Origin of the sequence: Streptomyces sp. NRRL S-244 (genome assembly GCF_000717915.1) — a bacterium.
In the GTDB taxonomy this organism is placed as follows: Bacteria; Actinomycetota; Actinomycetes; order Streptomycetales; family Streptomycetaceae; genus Streptomyces.
The window spans coordinates 20,078-44,113 of record NZ_JOCX01000046.1 but is presented as its reverse complement, the minus strand read 5'-3'; the positions used below and the strand labels follow the sequence as shown (position 1 = coordinate 44,113).

Here is a 24,036-nt window from a genome sequence, read left to right as displayed (position 1 = left end):
TTGCGCGTACGTGTCCGGGCGCGCCAAAGCGCCCCTCTCCAAGGTTACCGGCCCCGGACACGGGCGCCGCCCAGTACCGGGGAGGAGGGCCGACCGGTACCGGGGAGGAGGGCCGACCGGCTACTGCTGGCGCAGCGCCCAGCCGCGTTCGCGCAGCTCCGCGGTGAGGGCGGCGGCCGCCCTCGGGTCGACCATGAGCTGGACCAGGCCGGCCTGCTGGCCCGTGGCGTGCTCGATCCGCACGTCCTCGATGTTGACCCCGGCCCGCCCGGCGTCGGCGAAGATCCGCGCGAGCTCGCCCGGCTGGTCGCTGATCAGCACGGCGACCGTCTCGTACGCGATGGGCGCCGCGCCGTGCTTGCCCGGTACCCGGACCCGGCCCGCGTTGCCCCGCTTCAGGACGTCCTCGATGCCGGCCGCGCCGCCGCGCCGCTTCTCGACGTCCGCCGACTGGAGCCCGCGCAGTGCGTCGACCGTGGCCTCGAGGTCGGAGGCGATGCCGGCGAGGACGTCGGCCACCGGGCCGGGGTTCGCCGAGAGGATCTCCACCCACATCCGCGGATCGGAGGCGGCGATCCGCGTCACGTCCCGGATCCCCTGGCCGCACAGCCGCACCGCCGTCTCGTCGGCCTCCTCCAGGCGCGCGGCGACCATGCTGGACACCAGCTGCGGGGTGTGCGAGACCAGCGCCACCGCCCGGTCGTGCGCGTCGGCGTCCATGACCACCGGTACGGCCTTGCACAGGGCCACCAGTTCGAGCGCCAGGTTGAGCACCTCGTGGTCGGTGTCCCGGGTCGGGGTCAGCACCCAGGGCCGGCCCTCGAAGAGGTCGGCGGTCGCGGCGAGCGGGCCCGACCGCTCCTTGCCCGCCATCGGGTGGGTCCCGATGTACGCCGTGATGTCCACGCCGAGGGCCGCGAGCTCCCGGCGCGGTCCGCCCTTGACGCTGGCCACGTCCACGTACGCCCGGGCCACGCCGCGGCCGATCGCCTCGGCCAGCGACGCCGCCACGTGGGCCGGCGGTACGGCGACGATCGCGAGGTCGACCTGGCCCTCGGGGGCCTCGTCGGTGCCGGCGCCGAGGGCGGCGGCCGTACGGGCCTGGGCCGGATCGTGGTCGGCGAGGTGGACGGTGATCCCGCGGGCGGTCAGGGCGAGCGCCGCGGAGGTGCCGATCAGTCCGGTTCCGATCACGACGGCGGTTCTCACGGGGGCGCTCCAGGGGTGCGGGTGACGAGTAACGGCAAGTCAGGGCCAGAGTAGCCAGCGCACACGCCGAGAGGGCCCGGCAGCCCGTCATGTGGGACGGCGGCCGGGCCCTCGGCGCGCTCCAACGCTCCGACGCGCGCGGGTCAGAGGTTCTGCTGGCGGATGATGTCCTCGAGCGACCCGCTCGGGATCGAACCCGCCGGGCTCAGCTTGTCGACGGCGTCCGGCAGCGACTCCGCGATCTGGTCGGCGGCCTCCTGCGGGCTGACCCCCGCCTGCTGGGCGACCTGTTGCAGGGTGTCGTCCGGCAGCGCCTCGGCGATCTGGGCGCCGCTGACGGGCTTGTTGTCGCCCGTGCCGATCCAGGACTGCGCCTGGTCGGCGAGACCGGACTTGCTGAGCATGTCCATCAGCCCGCCGAGCGGATTGTTCCCGCCTCCGGCCCCCTGGGCCCCGGCCGCACCGCCGCCGCCCATGAGGGCACCGAGCAGCGCGCCGAGGATGTTGCCGCCGCCACCGCCGCCTGCCTGGCCGCCGCTGCCGCCTCCGAGGAGACCGCCCAGAAGGGAGCCGAGGTCGTTACCCGCCATCGTCCATGCCTTTCGAGAGGGTTCGGGACACGGACAATGTCACCCGATCCAGTCCATTCCGCCACTTGGTGCAAGCGTTCGGCAGCCCCTGCGGTAGAACGATCGACATGATCTTCCACATCGTGCCGCTCGCCGACTGGACCGCCGAGCCCGAGCTTCCGTACGCCCCCTCCTCGCTCGACTCGGAGGGCTTCGTGCACTGTTCGGCGGACCGCCCGACGGTGCTCGCGATCGCGGACGCGCACTACCGCGACGTACCGGGTCCGCTGCTGGCCGTCGAGCTCGACGAGCGGGCCCTGACCTCGGAGGTCCGCCGCGAGGGTGAATCGGGCGGCCGCTACCCGCACGTCCACGGCCCGTTGGACCGGGCGGCCGTGGTCCGCCTCTGGGAGGTCGTGCGTACGCCGGGCGGCCCGACGGAACTGGCCCCGTGGGAGCCGGGCTCCTGAGCCGGGCGGCGCGGGGGCTTCTCCTGGGGCCCCCGACACGCCAGGATGCTGCTCGCCATCCCGGAGCGACCCGATCGAGGAGCACCCCATGAGCGACCCCACGCCGACGGCCCGCCGTACCGTACTGGCGGCAGGAGCGGCCGTCGCGCTGGCCGGCGGCACGCTCACCGCGTGCGGCGGCGACGAGAAGAGCCCGAACAGCGAGCCCGGCAGCCCCTCGACCCCGGAGGCGGCGGCCCCGTCCTCCCCCTCCTCCCCCTCGTCGGGAACGGGCAAGGCGCTGCTCAAATCCTCCGCGGTGCCGGTGGGCGGCGGCACGGTCCTCAAGGAGCAGAAGCTGGTGGTCACCCAGCCCACGGCCGGGTCCTTCCGCTGCTTCACGGCCGTCTGCACGCACCAGGGCTGCCTGGTGAACAAAGTGGAGGCCGGCACCATCGACTGCCCCTGCCACGGCAGCAAGTTCCAGATCACGGACGGCGCGGTGGCCCACGGCCCGGCGACCCGCCCCCTGGCGGAGAAGCAGATCACGGTGGCCCCGGACGGGGATATCTCGCTCGCGTAGCCCGGCCGCCCCGGCCTACGCTCCCGGGATGAACGCGCCGACCACACCCCCGGAAGCCCTAACCCTCGTACGCGAACACACGATCTACGCGTGCGTGATGGGCTCCCGGGCGTTCGGCCTGGCGACGGAGGCGAGCGACACCGACCGGCGCGGCGTCTACCTCGCCCCGACGCCGCTCTTCTGGCGCTTCGAGAAGCCGCCGACGCACGTGGAGGGCCCGCGGGAGGAGGAGTTCTCCTGGGAGTTGGAGCGCTTCTGCGAACTCGCCCTGCGCGCCAACCCGAACATCCTGGAGTGCCTGCACTCCCCGCTGGTGGAACGGCTGACCCCGCTGGGCGAGGAACTCCTCTCCCTCCGGGGGGCCTTCCTGTCCCGCCGGGTGCACACCACCTTCACCCGGTACGCGATGTCCCAGCACTCCAAACTCGTCGCGGACGTCCGCATCCACGGCGCCCCGCGCTGGAAGCACGCCATGCACCTGCTGCGCCTGCTCCTGTCCTGCCGCGACCTGCTGCGCACGGGCCGCCTGACGATCGATGCCACCGACCACCGCGACCGCCTGCTCGCGGTCAAGCGCGGCGAACTCACCTGGCCGGAGACGGACACCTGGATGACCCGCCTCCGGGAAGAGTCGGACACGGCCCTGACCACCACCCCCCTCCCCCCGGACCCGGACCACGCCCGAGTGGCCGACTTCCTCCTCCGCACCCGCCGCACCTCGGCCCTCGGAGAATCACCGGAAGTCGCCATTCCGCATTGCCCCTGACAGGAATCAGAGGGGATGCAGGCCGAGCAAGAAATGGGCGCACGCATCCGATTCCTCCCCACAAGATCAACTTTGTGTTCATTGGAGGTAAGCAGCGGCAATTCATGCTTTCTGACAGTGCATCCGGTAATGCAAATCACCCTGCTAGTCTGCGCTCCGAATATTTCCATTAGAGCAGTTGGGGTGGGGTGTGAGACGATTTCGCACACGAGGACTTTCAGCGGCTGTGGCCGCAATAGTCCTCGTCGGCGTGCTGCCTGGTGCAGCAATAGCGGCGGAGGCCAAGAAGGGTCCGTCGCTGCCAGTACTGAAGCAGCCGAAGGCAGTTCCGGTGGGGAAGGTTGCCGTTGGGGGCGCCAAGCGTCCGGACGCGGCTTCCGATAATTCTTGGAAGAAGCAGAAACCGAAGGCGAGCTGGCCCGCGGCCGGCTCCGCCGAGGTTTCCCTGGCCACGGGCGGAACTCCCGGCCTGCGCCCTGACCACTCCCGAACGCCCGGAGTGCCGGACCCAGAAGCCGCTGCAGACCAAGAACGACACCCGCACCGGCAAACTGTCCGCCCAGATCAGCACCCCCGGCGTGACAGGCGCCGCAGCGAAGTCCGGCAAGAGGACGATGTCCGCTGCCGCCGCCGCATCGGGCGGCGCGACCGTCCTCGCCGCCACCGCGGAAGCGTCCGGCGCAACGGGCGACTACAAAGCGACCTCGCTGACGGCCTCGGGCTCCTGGAGTGCCGGCGGGCCCACCGGCGGGCTGAGCTGGTCGTACCCCATCGGGGTGCCGGCCGTTCCCGGCGGTCTGCAGCCGGGAGTGGCGCTGGACTACAGCTCGCAGGCGGTGGACGGCCGCACGGCCGCGTCCAACAACCAGCCGAGCTGGCTGGGTGACGGCTGGACGTACGAACCCGGCTTCATCGAGCGCAAGTACAAGGCCTGCCAGGACGACAAGACCGGCGGTACGAACACCACCAAGGAGTTCGACGAGTGCTGGTACAACAACAACGCCGTGCTGCACCTCGGCAGCAAGACCAGCGAGCTGGTCTACGACGCGGCCAAGGGCTGGCACCCGGTCTCCGACTCGGGCGAGAAGGTCGAGAAGCTCACCGGCGCGACCAACGGTGACAAGGGCACGGCCGGCGTCGACGGCGTGGGCGAGCACTGGAAGGTCACGACGACCGACGGCACCCAGTACTTCTTCGGCCTGAACCGGCTCCCGGGCTGGAAGGACAACGGCACCGCCGCCGACGACCCGGTCACCAACTCCACCTGGACCGTTCCCGTGTTCGGCAACCAGGCCGGCGAGCCGTGCTACAACGCGACCTTCGCCAGCGGCTGGTGCCAGCAGGCCTGGCGCTGGCAGCTCGACTACGTCGTCGACACGCACGGCAACGCCATGGCGTACTACTGGAACACCGAGAAGAACAACTACGCCCGGGCCTTCAACGAGTCCACCGGCAAGGGCACCAGCACCCCGTACGTCCGCGGCGGCTGGCTCGACCACATCGACTACGGCCTGCGCGCCGACGCCGTGTACACCGGCAAGGCCATGGGCCGGGTGAAGTTCGACGTCGCCGAGCGCTGCCTGACGGGCTGCGGCACCTTCGACGAAACCAATGCCAAGAACTGGCCCGACACCCCCTTCGACCAGCACTGCAAGGACGGGGACGAGTGCAAGAACCAGTTCGCCCCGACCTTCTGGTCGCGCAAGCGCCTCGCCTCGATCACCACGAACGTGCTGACCGGCGGTGTCCTGAAGCCCGTGGACAGCTGGAGCCTCGCCCAGGACTTCCCCGCGTCGGGTGACGGCGTCTCGACCCCCATGTGGCTGAAGTCCGTCCAGCACACCGGCAAGGTGGGCAGTGACCTGGCCCTGCCGCCCGTCACCTTCGCCGGTGAACAGCGGGCCAACCGGGTCGACAAGACCGGTGACGGGCTCGCGCCGTTCATCCGGCTGCGCATGTCGCAGATCAATACCGAGACCGGCGGCGTGCTCGGTGCGTACTACTCCCAGCCGGAGTGCACCGCCACCAAGCTCCCACCGGCCGACGGGACCAACACCGCCCGCTGCTTCCCGGTGAAGTGGGCCTTCGAAGGCCAGACCTCCAAGGAGGACTGGTTCAACACCTACGTCGTCACCCAGATCGTGGAAAGCGACAACCTGGCGTCCACCCCGGACACCGTGACCGCCTACACCTATCTGGACGGCCCGGGCTGGGCCAAGAGCTCGGACGAGTTCACCAAGCCGGAGGACCGTACCTACTCCGCGCCACGCGGCTACGGGCGCGTACAGACCCGCACCGGCGCCGGTTCGGACCCCAAGACCCTGTCGGAGACGGTCTACTTCCGGGGTGTCGACGGAGCGCAGGTGAAGGACTACGCCGGCGCCGCGGTGACCGACCGCGAGCAGTTCGGCGGGATGCCGCGCGCGTCCGCCACGTACAACGGTGACGGCGGCGCCCTGGTCTCGGCGACCTCCTCGACCCCCTGGGTGTCGGCGGCCACGGCTGCCCGCAGCCGATCGGGGCTGCCCGACCTGCAAGCCTTCATGACGGGCGTCGAGAAGGAGGAGAAGCTGACCACCGTGAGCGGTGGTCAGCGCAAGACCGCCCTCATCCGGTCGTTCGACGCCTACGGCATGGTCTCCCAGACGTCGGACCTCGGCGACACGGACCGCACGGGCGACGAAAGCTGCACCATGGCGTCGTTCGCCCGCAACACCGGCAACTGGCTGATCGAACGGGTGTACCGGATCGAGAAGGTCGCGGTGGCCTGCGGTTCACCTGTCAGTCGGCCGTCCGACGTCATCTCCGACAACCGCTCCTACTTCGACGGCTCGACCACGCTCGGGGCGGCACCCGCCAAGGGCGACGTCACGAAGACCGAGCGGATCAACGGCACCGGAACCGGCTACGACGTCGTCAGCACCACTCCGGTCGCCGACTACGACATGTACGGCCGGGCGCTGACCGCGACCGACTCGTACGGCAAGACGGTCACCACGGTCTACACGCCGGCTACGGGCGAGGTGCCCACCACCACGGTGGTCACCAACCCGCTCACGCACAAGATCACCACGGTCTCGGACCCGCTGCGCAGCCAGCCTCTGAGCGTCACGGACGCCAACAACAGGGTCACCACCACCGCCTACGACCCGTTCGGCCGGGTCACCAAGATCTGGATCCCGACCCGCCCGGCCTCGGCCAATCCCGATTCGCCCAGCTACAAGTTCTCCTACCTCGTCCGCCAGGACGGCCCGAACGTCGTCACGACGAGTGCCCTGGACCACAACTCGGTCTACCAGTCGTCCTACGCCTTCTTCGACGGCCTGCTGCGTTCCCGGCAGACCCAGGCTCCCTCGCCCGACGGCCAGGGGAGACTGATCAACGAGACCTCGTACGACACGCGCGGTCAGGCCTGGCGCTCTTCCGGCATGTACTACGCGAGCGGCAGGCCGGAGCCCGTCCTGGTCACCGGTCAGGAGCTGGACTACCCGGCGTCCACCGACACCCTCTTCGACGGCGCGGGCCGTGTCACCGACGTGATCTCCCGCAGGTTCGGTGACGAGACCAAGCGCAGCTCGACGGTCTACACCGGTGACACCACGACCGTGATCCCGTCGGTCGGAGGCGGCAAGAAGACGGTGGTCGACGCCAGGGGGCTCACCACCAAGGTCGAGACGTACACCGACGCAGCCCGTACCACGTCCCAGCCGACGACGTATTCGTACGACAAGCTCGGCCGGCTTTCGCAGGTCACCGATCCGGTCGGCGCGGTCTGGAAGTACGGCTACGACGTCGCCGGCCGCCAGACCCACGTGGAGGACCCCGACAAGGGCATCTCGGACGTCACCTTCGACCAGGGCAACCGGGCGACCGACATCCGCAATGCCCGGGGTATCACCCTGCACACCGACTACGACGAACTCGGCCGCAAGACTGCGTTGAAGCAGGGCACCACCACTCTCGCGAACTGGGCGTACGACACCGCCACCGGCGGCAAGGGCCAGCTTGCGAAGTCCACCCGCTGGATCGACGGCAAGGCCTTCGAAGAAGCGGTCACGGTCTACAACGGTGCCTACAAGCCGGTCACGAGCCAGGTCACCATCCCCGCTTCGCCGGAGAACGGCACCCTGGCGGGCACCTACAAGTGGACGACCAGCTACAACGCCAACACCGGCCAGGTGATGTGGGTCCAGCAGCCCGCCATCGGCGACCTGCCGGCCGAGAAGATCAACAACACCTACACGGCTGCCGGCGGCCTGCTCGACACCGTGGGCGCGGGCATCGACCCGCTCGTCTCGGCGATGACCTACGACCACTACGGCCGGGCGACCCGGGCCGAGTACGGCGACTTCGCCAAGCACGTGTGGAGCTCCTTCGAGTACGACGACCACACCGGCGCGATGACCCGTTCCGTCACCGACCGTGAACTGGCACCGGGGCGCATCGACGACACCAGCTACGGATACGATCCGAGCGGGAACATCACCTCGGTGAAGACCGTCTCCGGCCAGGACGCGCAGCAGGTGACGGACAACCAGTGCTTCACCCTGGATGCGCTGCAGCAGATCACGCAGGCCTGGACCACCGCGCCCGCCGCTCAGAACAACTGCGCGGCCGGCCCGTCCGCGGCCACGGTGGGCGGCCCGGATGCCTACTGGACGACGTACACCTACGGCGCCACGGGCAACCGGAAGACGGAGGTCCAGCACAAGACGCCGTCGGGCCCGGCGGCGGACATCACCCGCACGTACGGAGCCCCGGCCACCGGCAAGCACGCTCTGCCGTCGGTCTCCCAGACCGGCCCGGCGGGTACCGCTTCGGAGTCCTACGCCTACAACGAGACGGGCAACACCACCAGCCGCAAGGTCGGTTCCGCGGCCGAGCAGATCCTGGAGTGGGACACCGAGGGCCATCTGGCCAAAACCAAGCAGGGGACGCTGACCACCGGCTACCAGTACGACGCCGAAGGCAAGCGGGCCACCCGCACCGATTCCTCCGGGACCACGCTGTACCTGCCGGGTGGCAACGAGCTGAAGCTCGCCAAGAACGGCACGCTCACCGGTACCCGCTACTACACGGCCGGCGAGACCACCGTGGCCATGCGGACCGGTGGCAAGCTCACCTTCCTGCTGGCCGACCACCACGGCACCGGCACCACCCAGATCGACGCGTCGACCCAGGCGGTCGTCCGCCGCAAGACCGCCTTGTTCGGCGGCCCCCGCGGTGCGCAGCCGTCCGACTGGGCCGGTGAGCGGGGCTTCGTCGGAGGCACCCGGGACGCGGACACCGGACTGACCCACCTCGGCGCCCGCGAATACGACCCGGCCACGGGCCGGTTCATCTCCGTCGACCCGTTGATGGACGTCACCGACCCCCTCCAGATGGACGGGTACGGCTACAGCCACAACAACCCCATCACGCACAGCGACCCGACCGGTCTGCGGGACCTCGACCTAGCGGATTACTGCAAAGACAATCCGCTTGACTGCGAGAACAAGAAGGGCAAGCAGGTTCTCAGGCACGTCCAAGAGAAGACGCCCCTGATTACCGTGGGCAGCCCGAAGAAGAACAACATCACGAAGGTCTATGACCGCCAGGGCGTACCCCACGTGATCAATGGCGTGCCCGACAACGATGCATCGAAGCAAGCGTTCCAGGTGATCAACGACGATCTCCGAAGGGCCGGGCTGTACTACGACCCGAAAACCGGGAGCGGCTCGATGTACCTCTCGCAGGACGACACGGCGGCGGGGGGTGAGGACGGAACCACCGTCGGAAAGAACGCTCCCATCTTCGATGCCGACGGGAACCCGGTGAAGGCCGGCACAACTGCCGACTTCGTCAAGGTCACCTGGAAGAACGGCCAGATCATCGACGTCGATTCGTACGAGGCCACGTCGGGGAAAACCATTAAGGAGGCGGCCGATACCATAAACAACAAAATGGATCCGGCAGGAAAGAACCAGACGAACCACGTCGTCTTCGTCGCCCAGGACATGGCTCAGGCGCAGGAGCTGGCCGAAATGTACAAGGACGACGACAGAGTCAGGATCATCAGCCCGACGGGGGACTTCGACTCACGACGGACGGCCACCCCGACGGTGCCCTCCGCCAGGGGAATACCCAAGGAGCCGAAGGGCTCCAAGGTCCGTGGCTTCGGACTGGTCGGTGGCGTTCTGGCCGTGGCCCAAGCACCCGGATACGTCCGCGAATACGGCTGGGTCCAGGGAGGCTGGGAAATGTTCAAGGACTCCGTTGATCCGCTCGGCGTGTCCGACGGAATGAGCGATCCCTTCTTCTCCACCAAATCGAACGTCTGTGACCCCACCCGCCCCTACCCGGGCTGTGCCTGAGGACGCCTTCTGACACCCGTATGAGAACCCGGGCCCCGCACCTCCCGTGCTTGCGAGAGGTGCGGGGCCCCCTCGCACTCAGGGGGCGTCGGTCCGGGCCAAGTGCCCGGTGATGCTCGCCGCGTACGGCTCGCGCTTCGTGTGCGGCAGAGATACCTCGACGAGCGAGCCTCCGTAGATCATCCACAACCCGAAGCAGGAGTCCTCCTCGTCGCGCACGAGCACTTGGACCGATTCGGGGTTGGGCCACGGCAGGGATTCGAGGTGGGGCAGCAGACCGTGCCAGTTGTGACGCATGAATTGGATGACCCACGCGTAGCACTCCTTTGAGGGCACACGCGATCCGTAGAACATCCCGTCGTCGATGCGCGTGAAACGCTGATGCCACTCCCGGCTCTTATCCGACCGGGTCAGCGGCTCCATCACCTCTTCGGCGTTCCTCGCCAACACGATCACCTCTGCGAATCTGCTCATGCCTCATTCTCTCAGGCGTCCCAGAGCGTGCCGAAGGTGAGGAGTTCCTCGCGGTACTCGATGCGGGCCTCCCAGTCGCGGGGCCAGACGTCCGGGCCGAGGTGGGCGCCGGCGAAGGCGCCGGCCAGGCAGGCGATGGAGTCCGAGTCGCCCTTCGTGCAGGCCGCGCGGCGCAGGGCCGTCAGGGGGGCGTCCGGGAAGAGGAGGAAGCACTGGAGGGCCGTGGCGAGGGCCTCCTCCGCGATCCAGCCGTCGCCCGTCGTCAGGCACGGGTCCGTCTCCGGGGAGGGGTTTCGAAGGGCCGCCGCCAGGCGGTCCAGGACGGCCAGGCAGTCGTCCCAGCCCCGGGCGATGAAGGACTCCGGGCTCGCGTCCGACGCCGTGCGCATCCAGAGGTCGCCCAGCCAGCGCTCGTGGTAGCGGGTGCGGTGGTGCAGGGCGTACGAGCGCAGCTGCCCGACCAGGCCCGTCACCTCGGCGCCCTGCGCGAGGAGGTACACCGCCCGGGCCGTCAGGTCGGAGGCCGCGAGGGCCGTCGGGTGGCCGTGGGTGAGGGCCGACTGGAGCTGGGCCGCACCGGCGCGCTCCTCCTCCGTCCAGCCGGGGACCAGGCCCACCGGGACCACCCGCATGTTCGCCCCGCAGCCCTTCGAGCCGATCTGGCTCGCGTCCCGCCAGTCCCGGGAAGGGTCGTTCAGCAAGCCGCAGGCTCGCAGGCAGGTGTTGCCGGGCGCCCTGTTGTTCTCCGGGGAGTGGTACCAGGCCACGAACTCCTCCCGGACCGGGCCCGCGAGCCGAGCAGGGTCCAAGGAGCCGCGCTGCGCCGCCGTCCGTATGCCGCGCGCCAGTGCCAGCGTCATCTGGGTGTCGTCCGTGACGATCGCCGGGCTCGGCAGCCGCATCTCGCGCCACGGGCCGGTCTTCGCCAGGATCGACGGGACGTCGTTGAACTCCGTCGGAAAGCCCAGCGCGTCGCCCAGGGCGAGGCCGAGCAGGGCCCCCGTCGCCGGCCGCTTCTGCAGGTTCATTTCTGGATTCCTTCCGTAGGACGGAGCAGCGGGGGGTGGAGGGCCGTCGCCGGGCCCGCCCGGTACAGCGCGGCCGGTTTGCCGCGGCCTCCGGTCAGCCGGGCCGCCCCCGGCACGGCCTCGACGAAGCCGGGCGTGGCCAGCACCTTGCGGCGGAAGTTCGGCCGGTCCAGGGGGGTGCCCCAGACGGTCTCGTAGACGGACTGGAGCTCCCCGAGGGTGAACTCGGGCGGGCAGAACCCCGTGGCCAGGCAGGTGTATTCGAGTTTGGCCCCGATGCGGGAGCGCGCGTCGGACAGGATCCGCGCGTGGTCGAAGGCCAGCGGCCCGCTCTCCCCCACCGGCACCCAGCGCGCCTGCGCCGCGTCCCCGCCGCCCTCCGCCGCCGGCTCCGGCATGTCCGGGACCAGGGCGGCGAAGGCGACCGAGACCACCCGCATCCGCGGATCGCGGTCCGGATCGCTGTACGTGCGCAGCTGCTCCAGGTGCAGCGAGGCGACGACCGCCTCCGACAGGCCGGTCTCCTCGGCCAGTTCCCGGCGGGCCGCCGCCTCCGCCGACTCCCTCGGCAGCAGGAAGCCGCCCGGGAGGGCCCAGGCGCCTTCGTACGGCTCCTGCCCGCGCCGGATCAGCAGCACGTGCAGCGCCCCGCCGCGGACCGTGAACACCGCCAGGTCGACCGTCACCGCGAAGGGCTCGTAGGCGTGCCGGTCGTACCCCTTCATCGGCGCTCCGGCAGGGGGTCCGCGAACTGCCATCCCCCGGCCAGCAGTTCGTCGACCGCCGCGACGGCCGTCGCCAGCCGCGCCGCGCGGTCCCCGCGCACGGTCAGGAAACGCCTGCCCGTGCGCGTGAGTTCCTCGCGGAAGCGGTCCGTCATCCACGGCCTCAGGTGCTCGCCGTCGCGCAGCCCGTCGTCCTCGAACGGCACGTCCGCGTGGTCCGTAAGGAGGTACAGGTCCCTGTGCGTCAGCGCGGCGGTCTTCTCCACCTCCTCGCTGCGCCCTCCCGTGTACCGCTCGTGCCAGATGCCGGTCGCGAAGGAGTCGGTGTCGCAGATCAGCACCGGCGAACCCGACCGCGCCGCCCGCTCCTCCTCCGCGTCCTGCCGCCGCGCGATCACCGGGAACTCCTCCGACCGGAAGGACACGTCCTCCCAGGTCGCCGCCGGGTCCGCCGCCCGCGCGGCCGCCAGCTTCTCCTCGCTGTACGTGCGCCCGTACTCCGCGACCCAGCCCGTCCCGGCCCAGACCCCGCCGCGCGCCCGGTAGTGCGCCGCGAGCGCCCGCGACAGGGTGGTCGTACCGGTCGACTCGGCGCCGAGTACGACGATCCGCCGGGTCAGGGCCGCCCGTACGCCCGGCCCCAGGAACTCCCAGTTCCCGACCGGGTCCGCCCGTACCGCCGTACCGGAGACGGGGAAGCGGGTACGGCCCGGGTCCACGCGGACCTCCTCGGCCCCGAACCGCCGGGCGAGCTCCGTCCCGTACTCCTCGGAGGTGAAGACGGCGTCGACGCGCCCCGGCACCGCGCCCCGGAAGACCGCCATGTGCGCCTCCCAGACCGCCGGGTCGTGCAGGTCGACCGGGATGTCGTCGACCGCGCCGACGACCTCCGCCCCCGGGTGCGCCTCGCGCATCCACGCCACCCGGTCGGCGAGCGGCACCGACTCCACCGAGGCCGCGCACACCAGCACGGTCAGCCGCTCGCACTGCTCCTGGGCGGTGCGCACGAGGTGGTGGTGGCCGGCGTGCGGCGGGTAGAACTTGCCGAGCACCAGTCCGTGCCCGTAGCGCCTCGCGCCGCTCATGCCGTCGCCTCCGCCGCCGTACGGGCGCCGCGCGCGGGCAGCATGCGGCGCCAGCCGAGCAGGCCGACGACGCAGAGCGCGAGGAAGCCGGCGTACAGGGCCGAGGTCAGGTACAGCCCCTTGTACGCGTACAGCGGGATGTAGACGAGGTCGGCGGCGATCCACAGCCACCACGACTCGACGAGCTTGCGGCACTGGCCGTACGTGGCCATGAGCGAGAGCCCGGTGGTCAGTGCGTCCCAGAACGGGACGGTGGAGTCGGTGACCCCGCTCAGCAGGAGCGTGAGCCCGAGCACCCCCACCGCCCCCGCCGCGGCCAGTACGGCCCATTCGGTGCGCGTGGTGCGGCGCACCGGCAGGGCCTCGGCGGTTCCTGGTCCACCCCCGTGGGTCCAGGACCACCAGCCGTACGCGGCGAGGGCGATGAAGACGATCTGGAGCCCGGCGTCGGCGTACAGGCCGGACTGGGCGAAGAGCACGATGAAGAAGACGTTGTTCGCGATGCCGATGGGCCAGTTCGCGACGTGCTGCCGGGCGACGAGCCAGACGCACAGGGCTCCGGTGGCGAAGCCCACGATTTCGGTCCAGCCCATGACGGCCGCCCCCCTCGTTCTTTAATAGTCATGTTGACTATAAACAGGGGGGAGGGTCCCTGACAAGCCGAAAAAGCCCGCAGTGCCACGGGGGCACTGCGGGCTTCTCCCAGCCGTTGGGCGAGGGGTTACAGACCGACCTCGCGCATGAGCATGCCGACCTCGGTGTTGGTCAGGCGGCGCAGCCAGCCGGACTTCTGGTCGCCCAGCTCGATGGGACCGAAGGAGGTCCGGACGAGCTTGTCGACGGGGAAGCCCGCCTCGGCCAGCATGCGGCGGACGATGTGCTTGCGGCCCTCGTGGAGGGTCACCTCGACCATGTAGTTCTTGCCGACCTGGTCCAGCACGCGGAAGTTGTCGGCGCGGGCGTACCCGTCCTCCAGCTCGATGCCGTCCTTGAGCCGCTTGCCGATGTCACGCGGCAGCGAGCCGGTGATGGCGGCCACGTACGTCTTCTTCACGCCGTACTTCGGGTGCGTGAGGCGGTGGGCCAGCTCACCGTGGTTGGTGAGCAGGATGATGCCCTCGGTCTCCGTGTCGAGCCGGCCGACGTGGAAGAGCCGGGTCTCGCGGTTGGTGACGTAGTCCCCGAGGCACTGGCGGCCGTCCGGGTCCTCCATGGTGGAGACGACGCCGGCGGGCTTGTTCAGCGCGAAGAACAGGTACGACTGGGTGGCGACCGTCAGGCCGTCCACCTTGATCTCGTCCTTCGGCTGGACGCGCTTGCCCTGCTCCAGCACGATCTCGCCGTTGACCTCGACGCGCGCCTGCTCGATGAGCTCCTCGCACGCGCGGCGCGAACCCATGCCGGCGCGGGCGAGCACCTTCTGCAGGCGCTCGCCTTCCTGCTCGGCGCCCGGGAAGGTCTTCGGGGTCTTGATCACGGGCTTGTCGGCGTACCGGTCGCGCACGCGCTCCTCGATGCGCGCGTCCAGTTCGCGGGGGCGGGACTGGCCGCTGCGGCTGCCGGGGCCGCTGCGCGGGCCGCCGGCCCCGCCGATGCCGGGGGTCTTGGAGGTGCGGGGACCGCCCTTGGCACCGCCGCGCGCCGAGTCGCCGCGGGCACCGCCGCCACGGCTGGCGTCGCCCGCGCCGCGGGCACCGCCGCCGCCGGCCTTGGCACCGCCGCGGCTGCGCTCGCCCTCGGGGCCGACGTCGTAGCGGCGCTCCTCGGGGCGGGGGTTGCGGGGCCGCTGCGGGGCCTGGTCGCGGTCACGGTCCCGGTCGCGCGGGGCGCCGGAGCCGCCGCCGTAGCCGCCACCGCCGCTGTAGCCGCCGCCGGAGCTCCCGCCGCGGTAGCCACCGCCGCCGGAGCCGCCGCGCTGGCCGCCTCCACCGCTGGAGCTGCCGCCGCGGTAGCCACCGCCGCCGGAGGAGGAGCCGCCGCGGGTGTTACCGCGCCCGCCACCACCGCCGCCGCTGCTGTTCCTGTTGCCGCCACCGTTGCCGTTGCCGCTGCTTCGCATCAAAGTTCCGTCGTCTTGTCGTCTTCATCGGTATCCGGTGCATCCGGATCGAACGACGGAACACCCTCTTGCGTATCGGCTTCGATCGCGTCCGCCTCGGGGAGGAAGGGCGCGAGCTCCGGGAGCTCGTCCAGGCCGCGCAGGCCCATCCGCTCCAGAAAGTAGTTCGTCGTCCTGTACAGGATCGCACCTGTTTCGGGTTCCGTGCCCGCCTCGGCCACCAGACCCCGCTGGAGCAGGGTCCGCATGACCCCGTCGCAGTTCACTCCGCGGACCGCCGAGACCCGCGAACGGCTCACCGGCTGGCGGTACGCGACCACCGCCAGGGTCTCCAGGGCCGCCTGGGTCAGCCGGGCCTGCTGGCCGTCCAGTACGAAGGCCTCGACGGCGTCCGAGTACTCCGCCCGGGTGTAGAACCGCCAGCCGCCGGCGACGAGCCGCAGCTCGAAGCCGCGCCCCTGGACGGCGTACTCGTCGGCCAGCTCGCGCAGGGCGTCCGCGACCTCGCGCGGGGTGCGGTCCAGCACCTTGGCGAGGTGCGCCTCGGTCGCGGGCTCGTCCACGACCATGAGTACGGCCTCCAGGGCGGGCTTCAGCGCGAGCCCGGCCACGTCGCTCATTCCTTGACCTCCACGATCCGGTCGAACTCGTCGGTGACGGTCGGCATCCCGTCGCCGTCCCCGCCGCTCCAGCGGACGGTGAGCGTCCGCAGGGCTTCCTCCTGGTCGAGGACCACCGCCTTCTCGCGGTAGAGCTCCAGGAGGGCCAGGAAGCGCGCGACGACGGTGAGGGTGTCCTCGGCGTCCTCGGTCAGCTCCTGGAAGGTGGCCTCGCCGCGCGCCTTGAGCAGCGCGACCACCACCGCGGCCTGCTCCCGCACGCTGACGAGCGGGGCGTGGATGTGGTCCACGTAGACCTGGGGCTTGGCCTTGGGCTGCATGGCCTTGACCGCGAGCCGGGCGAACCCCTCGGCGCCGATGCTGATGACGACCTCGGGCAGCAGCTCGGCGTGCTGGTCCTCCAGGCCCACGGTGCGCGGGTAGCGGCGGCCCTCGCTCTCGGCACGCTGCTCGAAGATCTCGGCGATCCGCTTGTACGCGCGGTACTGGAGCAGCCGGGCGAAGAGCAGGTCGCGGGCCTCCAGCAGGGCGAGGTCGGCCTCGTCCTCGACCTCGGCGGCGGGCAGCAGGCGGGCGGCCTTCAGGTCGAGCAGGGTGGCGGCGACCACGAGGAACTCGGTGGTCTGGTCGAGGTCCCAGTCGGGGCCCATGGCGCGGATGTGCGCCATGAACTCGTCGGTGACCTTGGAGAGGGCCACCTCGGTGACGTCGAGCTTGTGCCGGGAGATCAGCTGGAGCAGCAGGTCGAAGGGCCCCTCGAAGTTGGCCAGCCGCAGCGTGAACCGCCCGTCGGTCTGCACCCCGGGGACGGCGTCCGGGCCCGGTACGACGGCGGCCGCTTCCACTTCGCCCTCCACGGGCTCCTGCGGGGCCCCTGCGGGGGCCTCCGCGGGCTCGGGGGGCTCGACGGGGTCCTCGCCCGGCCCCGGCGCCACGGGCCCCTCAGAGGGCGCGTGAGGCTCTCGCGGCCCGGACGCGGCCGGGGCACCCGGCCCGCGCCCCAGACTGCGGCGGGCGGGGCGGCTGGGATCTGCGGGAGGGGGCATCACGGTCCAAGGCGGTGCGGAAGCGGTGTCGGTCGGTCGGCCGGAGCCAGCCCCAAGGCTGCCACGCCCCACCCACCACCCTCCCCCGGACCCGCCCGGGGGACGGAAGCGGCAGGCCGCCCGGCGGCGGAGGGGGCAGAAGCCACGGGGGCAGGAGCGGAAGGTCGACCGGAGCAGCAGAGGGCCGAAGCCGCCAGAGGCGCAGCAGAGGGCCGAAGCCGCCAGAGGGGAAGCAGGAGGCCGACCGGAGGAGCAGGCGGAAGCCACAGGGCCGGAAGCGGCAAGCTGACCGGCGCGGCAGAGGGCCGAAGCCGCCGGGGGGAAAGCAGGAGGCCGACCGGAGGACGGGGCAGGAGACGCGGGAGCGGGAGCGTGAAATCCGCACCGGGGGTGCAGTCAAGGCAGGCCCGGTGGCCCACCCTCCCCGCCTTCCGACAGCCCGTCACGGGCCCGCCTGCCGCCTGTGCCACCGGTCACTACAGGTAGGAGGGTCCACAGGCCGCACACCGACATCAGACCGGCATCGACCATGGTCACGACCAACGGACGGCGCACAGGTGCCGGTGGGCGGGACGGGACGACGGACGGGGCGTCGTAAGGCGCGGGGAAGACGGCCCGCAGGCCGGGTCCGACGTCAGGCCCGGCGGGCAGGGGCGGCTGCGGGCCTGCCTGCGGGGTCATGTCCCCGCACTCCACCGACACCGCCCCGCCGGAGCCACTGCCATCACCACCGCCCGGCACCACAGGCCACCATCCGGGCAACGCCCACCATCCCGGCACCGCCCGCAATCAGGCAGTCGCACCCCCGCCGCCAGGCGGTCGGGCCCCCGCCTGCCACGCGATCGGCACCTTCGCCGCCAGGCGGCCAGCACCCCCACCGTCAGGCGGTCGGGCCCCCGCCAGCCAGCCGGTCAGCACCCCTGCCGTCAGGCAGTCGCACCCCCGCCGTCAGGCGGTCGGGTCCCGCCGGCCCGGCTGTCAGCGGCCGCGGAGTCTGCGGACCAGGATGCTCGCGTCGCCGCGGGACTCCAGGTCCGCGAGCACGACCGCCACCGCCTCGCGGACGATGCGGCCGCGGTCCACCGCCAGCCCGTGCTCGCCGCGCAGCACCAGCCGCGCGTGCTCCAGGTCCATGAGCTCCTCGGCGGAGACGTAGACCGTGATCTTCTCGTCGTGCCGTTCGCGCCCGCTGGGCCGGCGGTTCGCCCCGCGGCCCTGGCCCTTGCCCCGCCGGGGCTCCGGGCTGACAGAACCTTCCTGCGGGCGGCGGGGACCCACCACCGACTCCGCGGCGGCCGCCGCGGCCTCCCGGCTGCGGCCCTCGCCCGCCGTGCCCTCCGCCGAAGCCGCCGCGTGCTCCCCGGCGCCCGACTCCTCCGGGCCCCGCCTCGGCGAGGACGACTGGAGCGCCATCCCCCCGGTCGTACGGAACAGTTCGTCGGCTCCGGGCAGACTCACTCGGCGTGACACCGGGCGAGCACCTCCCTGGCCAGCTGGCGATAGGCGGCGGCCCCGACGGAGTTGGAGGCGTAGGTGGTGATCGGCTCACCGGCGACCGTGGTCTCCGGGAAGCGCACCGTGCGGCCGATGACCGTGTGGTAGACGTGGTCGTCGAAGGCCTCGACGACGCGCGCCAGCACCTCGCGGCTGTGCACCGTACGGGAGTCGTACATCGTGGCGAGGATGCCGTCGAGCTCCAGCTCGGGGTTGAGCCGCTCCTGCACCTTCTCGATGGTCTCGGTCAGCAGCGCCACACCGCGCAGCGCGAAGAACTCGCACTCCAGCGGCACGATGACCTTGTGAGCCGCCGTCAGGGCGTTCACGGTCAGCAGGCCGAGCGAGGGCTGACAGTCGATCACGATGTAGTCGTAGTCGGCCATCAGGGGCTTCAGCGCCCGCTGCAGCGTCGACTCTCTCGCGACCTCGCTGACCAGCTGCACCTCGGCAGCGGACAGGTCGATGTTGCTCGGCAGCAGGTCCATGTTGGGGACCGCGGTCTTGAGCAGCACCTCGTCGGCCGACATGCCCCGCTCCATGAGCAGGTTGTAGACCGTCAGGTCGAGTTCCATCGGGTTCACGCCGAGGCCCACGGACAGCGCGCCCTGCGGGTCGAAGTCGACGAGCAGCACGCGGCGCCCGTACTCGGCGAGCGCCGCACCCAGGTTGATGGTCGACGTGGTCTTGCCCACGCCGCCCTTCTGGTTGCACATCGCGATGATCTTCGCCGGACCGTGGTCGGTCAGCGGACCCGGGATCGGGAAGTACGGCAGCGGCCGTCCGGTCGGGCCGATCCGCTCACGGCGCTGGCGGGCAGCGTCGGGGGCGAGGGTGGCCGCGTACTCGGGGTCGGGCTCGTACTCCGCGTCCGGGTCGTAGAAGTGCCCTTCGGGCACGTTTTCGTAGTCGGCGAAACCCACGGGCTTTTCGCCGCTCAGGTCGCCGGCCCTGGAGTTCACGTCTAGGCCGTCCATGCTCTTTTGGGGCGTCGTCATGTGCTGGTGGTTTGCGAAGGTGCGGACCGCGACGGAGCCGACCGCTTCGAGCCCGCCGGATCCTTGGCCCCGGTCTGGCGTCCCTGCTCGACCACCCCCGGGAGCAAATGTCGACTCATTCACAAGTCGTCTTACCTCCTCGGACGTGACCAGGACACTTATCGATAGGTCAGCGTGGCACCATGCCGACGGTTGGCGACTCTATGGCGTGTCACCACTCAGCGGCAACACAATCCGTCGGACCGGCAACGATGTGTCGGCAACCGAACACCACTCTGTCAAGGGCGTCCGGGCCGTCACCGCGAAGTTTCGCGGGTGTGCGAAAGGGTTAAAGGGTTACGTTCGAGGCGAGTTGAGCGGTGTGCGCCCGTACCCCCCAAACGCCTCCGGCCGGACCTTGGGGGCAAGGTCCGGCCGGATACGTGAGATTGACGTCAGTCGTTGACGGGGTCTGACCGATCAGCCGAGCAGCGTGCCCAGCTCAAGGGTCGGCAGGCCGTGCGCCTCGGCGACCGGACCGTAAACGACCTGGCCGTCATGGGTGTTGAGGCCCAGCGCGAGCGCGGGGTCACGGCGCAGCGCCTCGACCCAGCCGAGGTTCGCGAGCTGCACGATGTAGGGCAGCGTGGCGTTGGTCAGCGCGTAGGTGGAGGTGTTCGGCACCGCGCCCGGCATGTTGGCGACGCAGTAGAAGACCGAGTTGTGGACCTGGAAGGTCGGCTCGGCGTGGGTGGTCGGACGGGAGTCCTCGAAGCAGCCGCCCTGGTCGATCGCAATGTCGACAAGGACACTTCCGGGCTTCATCTTGGCGACGAGCTCGTTGGTGACCAGCTTCGGGGCCTTCGCACCCGGGATCAGGACGGCGCCGATGACGAGGTCGGCCTCGACGACGGCCTTCTCCAGCTCGTAGGCGTTGGAGACGATCGTCTTGATCTTCGTGCCGAAGATCTTGTCGGCCTCGCGGAGCTTGTTGATGTCGCGGTCCAGCAGGGTCACGTGGAAGCCCATGCCGATGGCGATCTGCGCGGCGTTCCAGCCGGAGACGCCGCCGCCGATGACCACGCACTCGCCGGCGTGGGTGCCGGGCACGCCGCCGGGGAGCACGCCGCGGCCGCCGGCCGAGCGCATCAGGTGGTAGGCGCCGACCTGCGGGGCCAGGCGGCCCGCGACCTCGGACATCGGGGCGAGCAGCGGGAGCGCGCGGTTGGCGAGCTCGACCGTCTCGTACGCGATGGCGGTGGTGCCGGACTCCAGGAGGGCGTCCGTGCACTCGCGGGAGGCCGCGAGGTGCAGGTAGGTGAAGAGGGTCTGGTCCTTGCGGAGGCGGTGGTACTCCTCGGCGATGGGCTCCTTGACCTTCAGCAGCAGGTCGGCGGTCGCCCAGACCTCGTCCGCGGTACCGAGGATCTCGGCGCCGGCGGAGACGTACTCCGCGTCCGTGATCGAGGAGCCGACACCGGCGTTCTGCTCGATGAAGACCTGGTGGCCGTTACGGACCAGCTCATGCACGCCGGCGGGCGTGATGGCGACCCGGAACTCGTTGTTCTTGACCTCGCGGGGGATGCCGACCTTCATCGTCGATCACGGTCCTTGGCTCAGGGGATTTTTCGGGGCACTTCCATACATACCCGCCCACAAGAACGCGCAACGGGATGCACCACGGGATGTCGTGGTGAAGCCAGTCTAATGAAGGACGACGCGCTGTCTAGCCTTGCAAACCAATAATCTCAGTCGGAACCACTACGGATTTCGCAGGCTGCGGGGTCGTCTCCCAGCAATCTGTCGGCCGCGGACCGGTGCAGCCTTGCGGCGGCCGGGTCGCCGAGCCGGTCGAGGGTGTCGGCCAGACGCACCTGGAGCGCGGCCTGAAGCCGCAGGTCTCCGGCCCGGCGCGCGAGCTCCACCGCCTCGCGGCAGGTGTGCAGCGATTCCTCGGGCCGCCCGGCGTACTCCTGGATTCGCGCCATTTCGCTCAACGCCTTTGCCTGGCCGGGTACATCGGCCAGTTTCCGGTACCCCGCGGCGGCGGTCCGCCAGCTGCGCAGCGCGTCCCCGTAGCGGCCCGCGTACGTGTGCACGTTGCCGAGCCGTCCGTACAGCCGGGCCTCGTCCGCCCGCTCCCCGCGCGCGAGGGCCTGGGCCAGGGCCCGGCCGAACCAGTCGGCGGCCCGGTGCCAGTCCGCGAGCTCCTGGTAGGCGCCCCCTACGGATTCCATCGCGCGGCCCGTCGCGTACGGGTCATTCGCCGCCCGTCCCGCGCCGAGCGCGGCCCGGTAGCGCTCCAGCGCCTCCTGCGTACGGCCGGTCTCGGCGTCCAGGTCGGCCAGGTTCAGCAGGGCCGCGGCCTGCTCCCGGTGCAGGCCGCGGCGCTCGGCCACGTCCAGGACCAGGCGGTGCAGCCCGTACAGCTCGGGGGCGGCCTCGGCGGTGCCGCGGTGCTCCGCGAGGGCCCGCACCAGGGCTGCGACCAGCCGGCGGGCCAGGGTGTCCAGCCCGCCGTCGGCCACGGCGAGGGAGGCGGCCGCCGACAGCGCGGGCAGCCGGGTGTCGAGCCAGGTGGCGGCGGCCCGCCGGTCGGGGAAGCGCAGCGCGCGCGGCAGCCCGTCCAGCCTCTCCCGCACGTCCGCCTCGTCCGCCCCCTGCTCGTCGGGTTGCGCCATGACCCGGCACGAGTGCAGCAGGCGTACGGTGCGCTCCAGCATCCGGGCCCGGGCCAGCTCGACCTCGGCGGGGCGCTCCTTGGTCTCCAGCAGGGCCTGGAGCAGCGGTACGAGGCAGCCGGGCAGCAGGAAGAGCCCGTCGGAGGCATGGCGCAGGAGGCCCAGCCCGGCGAAGTCCTCCAGGGTGGACTGGGCGGCGGCCACGGAGCAGCCGGCGAGGGCGGAGGCGGTGTGCGAGTCGACGATCCCGACGGGGGCGAGCGGCAGCAACCGGAGGGTGCGCTGGGCGGGCTGCGGCAGGGACTCGTAGACGAGCCGGAAGCCGCGGCCGAGCGGCCCGCTGGTGCCCGGCGGCATGTCGTGGAGCTGCTTGGCCACGTCGGAGACGGCGGCCTTGGGGTGCGCGGCGAGCCAGCCGCCGACCAGGGCCAGCGCGGCGGGCTGCCCTCCGCACTCCTCGGCGAGGCCCTCGGCGGCGCGGGGGTCGACGGCGATCCGGGTGTCCCCGATGCGCTGGGCGAGCATCTGGACCCCGGAGGGGGTGTCGAGCCCGCCGAGGGTGCAGGGGCGGACATCCGGAATCCCGGTGAGCGGTCCCTCGGCGGTGATGACGACGAGGCATTCGGGGGTGTCCGGCAGCAGGGCGTCGACCTGGTACGGATCGGCGGCGTCGTCGACGAGCAGGATCGCCTTGCGGTGGGCGAGGGCGGCGCGCAGGGCGGAGCTGAGCTCGTCCTCGGCGGCGCCGGGGGGCGTGGGCTCGCCGAGCCCCTCCAGCAGGGTCCGGATCGCCCGCTCGGTGGTGACGGTCTGCCCGCCGGGGGAGGTGAGGCGGGTGCGCAGGACCCCGTCGGGGTAGTCCTCGCCGACCTCGCGGACGAACGCCTCGGCGAGGGCGGTGCGGCCCGACCCCGGCCGCCCGGCGACGAGCAGCACGCGCGCCCGGGGCGCCTTGGCCTTGCGTCCCGAGAGGGTGTCGAGCCCGGTCCGTGCGATGTCCTCGCGCAGCTCCTTGAGCTCGCGCCGCCGCCCGACGAAATCCGTCACGGATCCGCTCCTCTCCCTGCCTTCGGGTTGCGAGCGTAGTTCACGCAGAGCGACGACCCGTGTGGAGCGCGGCGGACACATCGCCCAATCGGATCAGCGGATCGTCACACCACGCTCCCGCGGGCCCGGGAGGAGGGGTTACGCCTCGTACGGGCGGGCCGGCCACGGCGGCTGGGCCGGGCGCAGGGCGTCCAGGCCGCCCGGGGCGGCGAGCGCGGCCGACAGGGCCAGGGCCCCCGTCACCAGGCCCGGGTTGCCGAGCCGGCCCTCGAGGACGCCGCGGACCAGGTCCGCGAGCGGGACGCGGGCGACCTCCATGTCCGCCTCTTCCTCCGAGACCTCGTACCGCGCCCCCTCCGCCTCGGAGAGGCCGCGCGCGAGGAAGACCCGGATCGCCTCGTCGGAGCCGCCGGGGGACGCGAAGAAGTCCACGAGCACCCGCCAGTCCTCCGCCTTGACGTGCGCCTCCTCGTACAGCTCGCGCTGGGCCGCGTGCAGCGGGTTCTCACCGGGTACGTCGAGCAGCCCGGCCGGCAGCTCCCACAGCTTGTGCCGTACGGGGTGGCGGTACTGGCGCAGCACTAGCACGCCGCCGTCCTCGTCGTACGCCAGCACGCACACCGACCCCGGGTGCACCTGGTAGTCGCGGCGCACCACCGATCCGTCCGGCATGCTCACCTGCTCCGAGCGGACCGCCGTCTTCGCGCCCTCGAACGGGGTCCGTGAGGCGATGACCTCCCACGACTCCCCGCTGTCTGCGATGCCCATGGCCATGACCCGTACCCCGTACCTTCCGAATGCGCGACAGAAGACGCGTCAGAAACGCGACAGCCGGGGCACGTTCCGTGCCCCGGCCGTCTACGTTATGCGG

At 71.3% G+C, this 24,036-nt stretch carries 18 protein-coding genes and 1 pseudogene; 4 read left to right on the top strand and 15 right to left on the bottom strand.

All coding sequences use genetic code 11. From position 1 onward, the window contains the following. Positions 1 to 120: 120 nt before the first annotated feature. Both IF02_RS0131190 and IF02_RS0131185 read right to left on the bottom strand, forming a co-directional pair. Positions 121 to 1,209 (bottom strand): prephenate dehydrogenase, encoded by a 1,089-nt coding sequence (locus IF02_RS0131190; protein ID WP_030162978.1) that lies wholly within the window; start codon positions 1,207 to 1,209, stop codon positions 121 to 123. Positions 1,210 to 1,352: 143 nt separating this feature from the next. Continuing rightward, positions 1,353 to 1,814 (bottom strand): annotated as a pseudogene (locus IF02_RS0131185) (YidB family protein); the annotation flags it as partial. 92 nt (positions 1,815 to 1,906) lie between these two features. Between IF02_RS0131185 and IF02_RS0131180 the strand changes: the two are divergent. The 4 genes from IF02_RS0131180 to IF02_RS0131165 all read left to right on the top strand — a co-directional run bounded on the left by IF02_RS0131180 (position 1,907) and on the right by IF02_RS0131165 (position 9,929). Next, positions 1,907 to 2,248, top strand: coding sequence for a DUF952 domain-containing protein (locus IF02_RS0131180; RefSeq protein ID WP_030162974.1), 342 nt, complete (start codon positions 1,907 to 1,909; stop codon positions 2,246 to 2,248). Between the two features lie 88 nt (positions 2,249 to 2,336). Next, positions 2,337 to 2,810 (top strand): Rieske (2Fe-2S) protein, encoded by a 474-nt coding sequence (locus IF02_RS0131175; RefSeq protein WP_030162972.1) that lies wholly within the window; start codon positions 2,337 to 2,339, stop codon positions 2,808 to 2,810. 28 nt (positions 2,811 to 2,838) lie between these two features. Continuing rightward, positions 2,839 to 3,576, top strand: coding sequence for a DNA polymerase beta superfamily protein (locus tag IF02_RS0131170; protein ID WP_030162969.1), 738 nt, complete (start codon positions 2,839 to 2,841; stop codon positions 3,574 to 3,576). A gap of 578 nt (positions 3,577 to 4,154) precedes the next feature. Then, entirely contained in the window at positions 4,155 to 9,929 is a 5,775-nt protein-coding gene (locus tag IF02_RS0131165) for an RHS repeat domain-containing protein (RefSeq protein WP_234318379.1), read from the top strand. Positions 9,930 to 10,007: 78 nt separating this feature from the next. Here the strand turns inward: IF02_RS0131165 and IF02_RS0131160 are convergent, their stop codons facing one another. From IF02_RS0131160 to IF02_RS0131100, 13 genes are all read right to left on the bottom strand, one after another. Continuing rightward, a complete protein-coding gene (locus tag IF02_RS0131160) occupies positions 10,008 to 10,403 on the bottom strand; it encodes a hypothetical protein (protein ID WP_030162965.1) in 396 nt (131 codons plus the stop codon). 11 nt (positions 10,404 to 10,414) lie between these two features. Then, positions 10,415 to 11,431 (bottom strand): ADP-ribosylglycohydrolase family protein, encoded by a 1,017-nt coding sequence (locus IF02_RS0131155; protein ID WP_030162963.1) that lies wholly within the window; start codon positions 11,429 to 11,431, stop codon positions 10,415 to 10,417. Further along, complete coding sequence (locus IF02_RS0131150; protein ID WP_037837480.1) at positions 11,428 to 12,156, bottom strand: NUDIX hydrolase; 729 nt, start codon at positions 12,154 to 12,156, stop codon at positions 11,428 to 11,430. The genes IF02_RS0131155 and IF02_RS0131150 overlap by 4 nt, the downstream gene beginning before the upstream one ends. Then, entirely contained in the window at positions 12,153 to 13,241 is a 1,089-nt protein-coding gene (locus IF02_RS0131145; RefSeq protein WP_030162959.1) for an AAA family ATPase, read from the bottom strand. The genes IF02_RS0131150 and IF02_RS0131145 overlap by 4 nt, the downstream gene beginning before the upstream one ends. Then, entirely contained in the window at positions 13,238 to 13,834 is a 597-nt protein-coding gene (gene pnuC / locus IF02_RS0131140) for a nicotinamide riboside transporter PnuC (RefSeq protein ID WP_106977387.1), read from the bottom strand. The genes IF02_RS0131145 and pnuC overlap by 4 nt, the downstream gene beginning before the upstream one ends. Positions 13,835 to 13,962: 128 nt before the next feature. Further along, the gene (locus IF02_RS0131135; RefSeq protein ID WP_030162953.1) at positions 13,963 to 15,300 is read right to left on the bottom strand and encodes a pseudouridine synthase; all 1,338 of its coding nucleotides are present in this window, start codon (positions 15,298 to 15,300) and stop codon (positions 13,963 to 13,965) included. After that, positions 15,300 to 15,920 carry an SMC-Scp complex subunit ScpB gene (gene scpB / locus IF02_RS0131130; protein ID WP_037837479.1) on the bottom strand — a complete coding sequence of 207 codons (621 nt, stop codon included), beginning with the start codon at positions 15,918 to 15,920 and terminating at the stop codon, positions 15,300 to 15,302. The genes IF02_RS0131135 and scpB overlap by 1 nt, the downstream gene beginning before the upstream one ends. Beyond that, positions 15,917 to 16,966 carry a segregation and condensation protein A gene (locus IF02_RS0131125; protein WP_030162949.1) on the bottom strand — a complete coding sequence of 350 codons (1,050 nt, stop codon included), beginning with the start codon at positions 16,964 to 16,966 and terminating at the stop codon, positions 15,917 to 15,919. Before IF02_RS0131125 ends, scpB begins: the two co-directional genes overlap by 4 nt. A gap of 978 nt (positions 16,967 to 17,944) precedes the next feature. Then, positions 17,945 to 18,436: a hypothetical protein gene (locus tag IF02_RS0131120; protein ID WP_078622437.1), complete on the bottom strand. Its 492-nt coding sequence runs from the start codon at positions 18,434 to 18,436 to the stop codon at positions 17,945 to 17,947. After that, positions 18,421 to 19,458: a ParA family protein gene (locus tag IF02_RS0131115; protein ID WP_229340921.1), complete on the bottom strand. Its 1,038-nt coding sequence runs from the start codon at positions 19,456 to 19,458 to the stop codon at positions 18,421 to 18,423. Before IF02_RS0131115 ends, IF02_RS0131120 begins: the two co-directional genes overlap by 16 nt. Positions 19,459 to 19,917: 459 nt before the next feature. Continuing rightward, entirely contained in the window at positions 19,918 to 21,033 is a 1,116-nt protein-coding gene (ald, locus tag IF02_RS0131110; RefSeq protein ID WP_030162942.1) for an alanine dehydrogenase, read from the bottom strand. Between the two features lie 152 nt (positions 21,034 to 21,185). After that, positions 21,186 to 23,246, bottom strand: coding sequence for a tetratricopeptide repeat protein (locus IF02_RS0131105; RefSeq protein WP_106977386.1), 2,061 nt, complete (start codon positions 23,244 to 23,246; stop codon positions 21,186 to 21,188). Positions 23,247 to 23,303: 57 nt separating this feature from the next. Further along, positions 23,304 to 23,933: an NUDIX domain-containing protein gene (locus IF02_RS0131100; RefSeq protein WP_030162938.1), complete on the bottom strand. Its 630-nt coding sequence runs from the start codon at positions 23,931 to 23,933 to the stop codon at positions 23,304 to 23,306. Positions 23,934 to 24,036: the final 103 nt, after the last annotated feature.

Coding starts and splice junctions, on each gene's coding strand:
- IF02_RS0131155 (WP_030162963.1), bottom strand. CDS start 11,431: ATGAACCTGCAGAAGCGGCCGGCGACGGGGGCCCTGCTCGGCCTCGCC.
- scpB (WP_037837479.1), bottom strand. CDS start 15,920: ATGAGCGACGTGGCCGGGCTCGCGCTGAAGCCCGCCCTGGAGGCCGTA.
- IF02_RS0131100 (WP_030162938.1), bottom strand. CDS start 23,933: ATGGGCATCGCAGACAGCGGGGAGTCGTGGGAGGTCATCGCCTCACGG.
- IF02_RS0131145 (WP_030162959.1), bottom strand. CDS start 13,241: ATGAGCGGCGCGAGGCGCTACGGGCACGGACTGGTGCTCGGCAAGTTC.
- IF02_RS0131170 (WP_030162969.1), top strand. CDS start 2,839: ATGAACGCGCCGACCACACCCCCGGAAGCCCTAACCCTCGTACGCGAA.
- IF02_RS0131180 (WP_030162974.1), top strand. CDS start 1,907: ATGATCTTCCACATCGTGCCGCTCGCCGACTGGACCGCCGAGCCCGAG.
- IF02_RS0131135 (WP_030162953.1), bottom strand. CDS start 15,300: ATGCGAAGCAGCGGCAACGGCAACGGTGGCGGCAACAGGAACAGCAGC.
- ald (WP_030162942.1), bottom strand. CDS start 21,033: ATGAAGGTCGGCATCCCCCGCGAGGTCAAGAACAACGAGTTCCGGGTC.
- pnuC (WP_106977387.1), bottom strand. CDS start 13,834: ATGGGCTGGACCGAAATCGTGGGCTTCGCCACCGGAGCCCTGTGCGTC.
- IF02_RS0131125 (WP_030162949.1), bottom strand. CDS start 16,966: ATGCCCCCTCCCGCAGATCCCAGCCGCCCCGCCCGCCGCAGTCTGGGG.
- IF02_RS0131115 (WP_229340921.1), bottom strand. CDS start 19,458: ATGACGACGCCCCAAAAGAGCATGGACGGCCTAGACGTGAACTCCAGG.
- IF02_RS0131150 (WP_037837480.1), bottom strand. CDS start 12,156: ATGAAGGGGTACGACCGGCACGCCTACGAGCCCTTCGCGGTGACGGTC.
- IF02_RS0131175 (WP_030162972.1), top strand. CDS start 2,337: ATGAGCGACCCCACGCCGACGGCCCGCCGTACCGTACTGGCGGCAGGA.
- IF02_RS0131105 (WP_106977386.1), bottom strand. CDS start 23,246: ATGTGTCCGCCGCGCTCCACACGGGTCGTCGCTCTGCGTGAACTACGC.
- IF02_RS0131160 (WP_030162965.1), bottom strand. CDS start 10,403: ATGAGCAGATTCGCAGAGGTGATCGTGTTGGCGAGGAACGCCGAAGAG.